Origin of the sequence: Aggregatilinea sp., assembly GCF_036822615.1 — a bacterium.
GTDB lineage: Bacteria > Chloroflexota > Anaerolineae > Aggregatilineales > Aggregatilineaceae > Aggregatilinea.
In genome coordinates, this window is sequence record NZ_DAISHJ010000010.1 from 1 (window position 1) to 4,888 (window position 4,888).

3 protein-coding genes and 1 pseudogene are annotated in these 4,888 nt (G+C 62.4%); 2 read left to right on the forward strand and 2 right to left on the reverse strand.

Annotated features, from left to right (window positions below):
• Positions 1 to 438: pseudogene (locus tag V7116_RS05285) on the reverse strand (hypothetical protein); the annotation flags it as partial.
• A gap of 28 nt (positions 439 to 466) precedes the next feature.
• Complete coding sequence (locus tag V7116_RS05290) at positions 467 to 1,993, reverse strand: hypothetical protein (protein WP_324390847.1); 1,527 nt, start codon at positions 1,991 to 1,993, stop codon at positions 467 to 469.
• Between the two features lie 319 nt (positions 1,994 to 2,312).
• On the opposite strand from V7116_RS05290, the gene V7116_RS05295 reads away from it, so the two are divergent.
• Both V7116_RS05295 and V7116_RS05300 read left to right on the forward strand, forming a co-directional pair.
• Positions 2,313 to 3,014, forward strand: coding sequence for a zinc ribbon domain-containing protein (locus tag V7116_RS05295; protein ID WP_324390848.1), 702 nt, complete (start codon positions 2,313 to 2,315; stop codon positions 3,012 to 3,014).
• Positions 3,015 to 3,030: 16 nt separating this feature from the next.
• Positions 3,031 to 4,888: hypothetical protein (locus V7116_RS05300; protein ID WP_324390849.1), on the forward strand; the 1,858-nt coding region annotated here is incomplete at its 3' end.

Consider the following 4,888-nt stretch of genomic DNA (forward strand, 5'->3'; position numbering starts at 1 on the left):
CGCGTATACGAGGTCCAGATGACCCGCGCCCGCCGCTGCGATGAGGCGCGGCGCGAACCCTGCCCCAACTGCCGCCAGCGCAGCGGGCCAGGGATGCAGCCCGGTCCGGCGCGCCCAGGCCCACATGCCCATGCCGCCCAGCAGCAGGTGCAGCCAGAGCTGTAGATTCAGGTGTGCGATGGGATCGATCAGCAGCACGAGCCACTGGAAGGGATACCAGACCTTGTTGAGCGGATTTGCCGCGAAAGGCTGCCCGCTCATGATCAGGGGACGCCACAGGGGAAAGGCGTGATCGTCCAGAATGCTCTGGCGCAGATACAACGCGCCCGGCCAATGGCTGGTTACCGCGTCAGAGAACTCCGACTCAGGCGGAAAGGGCAGGCTGTGCTCATCCAACCCGACCAGCAGCAAAAACGCTGCGAGGCTGGCAGCAAGCAAGGCATACGGGGCCGCAGTCTGTCGGGCGTTATGCGGGGCCAAGGTCGTAGATGGTGACCTCACCCTGTTCTACCTTTTGCTGGATGCGATCTTCAGGGATGGCGTCGATACACTTGCCGATTGGCCCGCTGGTGGGGCCATTTTCGTCGATGAAGGTCCGTTCGCGCGGTCCCCACACGATGTAGCGGACCTGGAACGGCAGATCGTCTCCCAGCAGCGTGGTGCAATCCCGGCCCAGATACCAGTCTTCGACCTGCGCCAGCCGCTCCTCGTTCGGCACGGTTTCGAACTCGTGCCCGTAGACGACGCGCTGATCGGTATAGGCGGGAACCCACAGGCTGAATGTCGGTTCGGCCAGGACGACCGTGTTGGGTGTGCCCTCCTGGTCCAGCCATTGGAGCGTGTTCCAGTAATCCGTTTCCATCAGGATGCCGCCGGAAAGTCCGCTTTCCTTATCGACCACAGCGCCGAACAGCGGTACGCCCAGGTTCAGGATATTGGAAGGGACCAGGAACACGACGAGCGCGATCATCGCAGGGGCGCGCCAATCACGCGGGATCTTGTAAAACCAGTAGTCTTCCAGCGCGCGGACGGCGAAGTAGACCAGCGGAATGATCAGGCCCAGGGCCAGACGGCGCTGCAAATTGAAGGGCACGTAGAGTCCGGCGACGTTGATCACGAACCACAGCAGCATGAACTGGTCGCCGTCCCGCTCGAAGCGCCGCACGGCCCGGATCAGTCCCGGCACGGCGACGAGCAGCAGCAGTCCATAGCCGAACAGGTACAAGTAGGGCGCGGGCGAGGGCGTCTGGTTCTGCTGATTGAACTCGCCCATAATGTCGTTGAATCGAAAGACCGCGACGTCATAAATAGCGAAGGGCACGGCTGGCAGCCACAGCATAGAGGACCAGCGCAGCTCGTGTACCGGAAATTCACGCGTGAGCCGGTAGCGAATGAGTACATATATCACCAGCGCCCCGCCGATTGGGACCAGGGCGGTGGGCTGGATGAGGGCCAGGAGCATCGACAGCAGCATGACCGTCAGACCACCATTGTCGACGGACGGCTCGGCCTGATAACCGCGCCGGAAGACGGTGATGTAGGTCGAGGCGATCAGTGCCAGCGCCGCGATGCTGAGGGGGAAGTGCGGGTTCGTATAGGCGGCAAACAGCGGGAATGCCTCGGGAATATTCATGTCCGCTGCAATTTCGCCCGATCCGAACAGGAGGAGCAGCCAGCCCAGGCCCGATCCGACGGCGATCAGGGTGAAAAACAGGCGTCTTGGCCTGAGCCGGACCCAGATCGTTGCTCCAAGCTGGTACAGCGCGATGAACATGAACAGGCTGGTGGCGACGCGCGCGAGGTGGAAAATGATGACGTCAGACAGGCCGGTCAGCAGCGCGATGTGGCCCAGAAAGATGTAAAACGTGTGGAACCCTGCTCCGTCGTGCGCTTCGGGCGTGTGTCGCAGCTCAAACAGCCACGCGCCGCGGCGGCCTTGTTCGATCTTCGAGAGATAGGTGGCGCCATCTTTGGGATTCGAAAGAATGCCCATAAAATGAACACCTTCGGCCTGTTGGTTGCTGGCGAGTGCCCACGCATAAGGGAGGAGCGTCAGGGCTACCAGCAGCCCGCTTACGATGATAACCCATCGCCATTCGGCCCTCGAGATCTCTACCGAACGCAGTGTGTGCATAACTTTCCCTGTGCGCAGCAGGTATCTATCGACGAACAAGTACCCTCACGGGTTTGCCGCGATGCTACCCTGTAGTATAATGCGACCTGCTTATTTGTGCTTTAATGGTATTTTAAGCCGCCTTGATTCTGCGCTCATTGTACATCAGCCTGCTGGATGCGCCAGCCTACGGGGGAATATGAGCCAGCAACAAGCGCTCTACCGCCTTCAGAAAATCGATACCGAACTCGATGCCCGGCGTGCACGCCTGCGTAAAATTAACGTGCTGCTGGAAGGCAACACGGAACTGCGTGCTGCCCGGTCGGCAGTGGAGGCGCTCAAAAACGACCTCGCGCCTCACGAAGCGCACGTCAAAGACATGACCCTCGAAAACCAGTCGGTGATCTCGCAAGCATCCGAGCTGTCTGCCCGGTTGTATGGCGGCGAGGTCAGCAACCCCAAAGAGCTTCAGGAGATGGAAGACAAAATCGCCGAGCTGAAGCGTCGCCGCAGCCAGCTTGAAACGGATCTGCTGGAAGAAATGATGGTGGTCGAGGAGCTTCAGTCGTCGCTTGCTGCCGCGTCGGACACATTGAGCGCGGCTGAAGCGGCATGGAGCGGCGATCAAACTTCGCTGCGCGAGGAACAGAAGCGCGTCAAGAAGGAAGGCCGCGCGCTGAAGGCCGACCGCGAGACCGCGCTGGCTGCCGTGGACCCGGAAAATCAGGCGTTGTATGAAGAACTCCGCACACAGCGTCAGGGGATAGCGGTTGCGCTGCTGAAGGGCGACACGTGTACCGGGTGTTGGGTGGATCAGACGGCGAACGTCGTGCAGGAAGTGCGCCGGGGAAAAGGTATTGTAACCTGTACGAGCTGTGGGCGTATTTTAGTGACACCGTAAGGCGTTGGAGGCGGTCATGGATTTCGATGTGCCCTCGTTTTTACTTGGCGCTGGTGCGGCGACCGGGGTTTCGCTGGCGGTGTGGCGGTCGCGGGCGCGGCTGGCCGCGCTTCAGCAGTCCACCGAGTCGCAGATTGAAGGCACACGCCAGTACATTGGCCGTAGCGCCGAAGGGCGTTATGCACGCGATATCGTCGATTACTTCCAGCACCGGCATGTGGCTGGAAGCCTGTTCGAGCTGAGCGACGTGCTGCTGGAGCCGCGGTTGCTTCCGGCTCCCGATCCGGTGATCGTGCCGGGCAGCGAAGACGCCCCACCCAGCGTGTTCGACGTGGTGCCCGTCTGGCACGATATGCCCCACAGCTACAGCCCCTATAATCTTGAAACAATGTCCCTGAAAGATTTGGCCAGCGGCGATCGCCACGTGGCGCTGTTGGGCGTGCGCGGCATGGGCAAATCGACCGCGCTGCTCACCCTGGGCTTGATGGCCTTTGGCGAGGTCTCGTTTGAATCGCTCGAAGATCTGTCGCGCCGCACGGTCGAGGAGCAGGAGAAAAATCTCTCGCCAGAGGAGCGCAAGCAGCGCGAGCAGGAGCGCGAGCGTTTGCATACCCGCGCCATGACGCGGCTGGAAGAAGCGAAGGAACGCAAGCAGGAAGGCGCGTCGGAGACTGCCGTCGAAAAGTCGTCCGGACATCAAATTACGACGCTCATTCCGATCTATTTCCATCTGGCCGATCTAGACCTGGATCCCGCGCTGTACGGTCGTGGCGAATCTGCCGACCCTGCGGAGCCCGTCGTTCAAGCGGTGCAGCGCCAGGTGAGCAACGTAACTTCCCAGGTGGTCGGCAGCGTGGTTTATCCCGCGCTGGATGCGGGGATCGGGGTCGTGCTGATCGACGGCATCGACGATCTCGCTCCGGCAGCGCGCGAGGCCTATTACCCGTGGCTGGCGCAGTTCATGGAAGTATACGGCCAGAATTTGATCGTGGTCGCCGGACCTCCGGCGGGCTACGAGCCGCTGACAGCCCTCGGTTTCACACCGAGCTTTTTGCGGGCATGGCGCGACGATGATTACGCGCTGCTGGCAGAGCGGTGGGTCGCCGCTCGGATGGCGAAGTCCAAGCGGCAGTCGGCAACCCTGCCCGACGACCAGACGATGCGCCGCCTGACCGCCGATAACCGGGGGCGCACCATGCTCGACGTGTCGCTTAAGCTGTGGACGGGGCTGGTCGATGATGCGCGCCTGACCGGGCGCGCTGGGTGGTACGATGCCCTGATTACGCGCCAGCTTTCCCATGCCGAGCTGCGCGAGTCGGTTGCGGCGGTGGCCGTGCCGCTCATCGAGGCGGGGCAGCCGCTGCCGCGCGAGCGGTTGGTAACGACGCTGCGTGAGGCCGGGCAGAGTAAACCCGACGCGCTGCTGGATGCGCTGCTCGAAGGTGGGTTAATCGTCCGGCATGGCGACGACGCGCTGGCATTTGCTCACCCGACCATCGCCAGTTACGCGGCGAGCGAGGGGATCACAGACGGCGAATCGGAGCTGCTGGTCGAGCGGGCGATGAATCCGGCGTGGCAGGAGGCTATCGGCTTCGCGGCGTCGCGCGTCAGCAATATGCTGCCCGCCGTTTATCGCCGCCTGAGCGCCGCGCCCGACCTGCTGTACAGCAACCTGTTCGACCTGATCCAGTGGCTGCCCGATTCGCCGCCGGATGCGTCGTGGCGGGGCGATATCTTCAAGCGGCTCGCGGCGGCGTTGATGGCGCCCGACCAGTACCCGGTCGTGCGCGAGCGCGCGATGGCCGCGCTGATCGCGTCCCGCGACAAAAACGTTTTGTTCGTGCTGCGGCAGGCGCTGCGCGCAAGCGACAAGG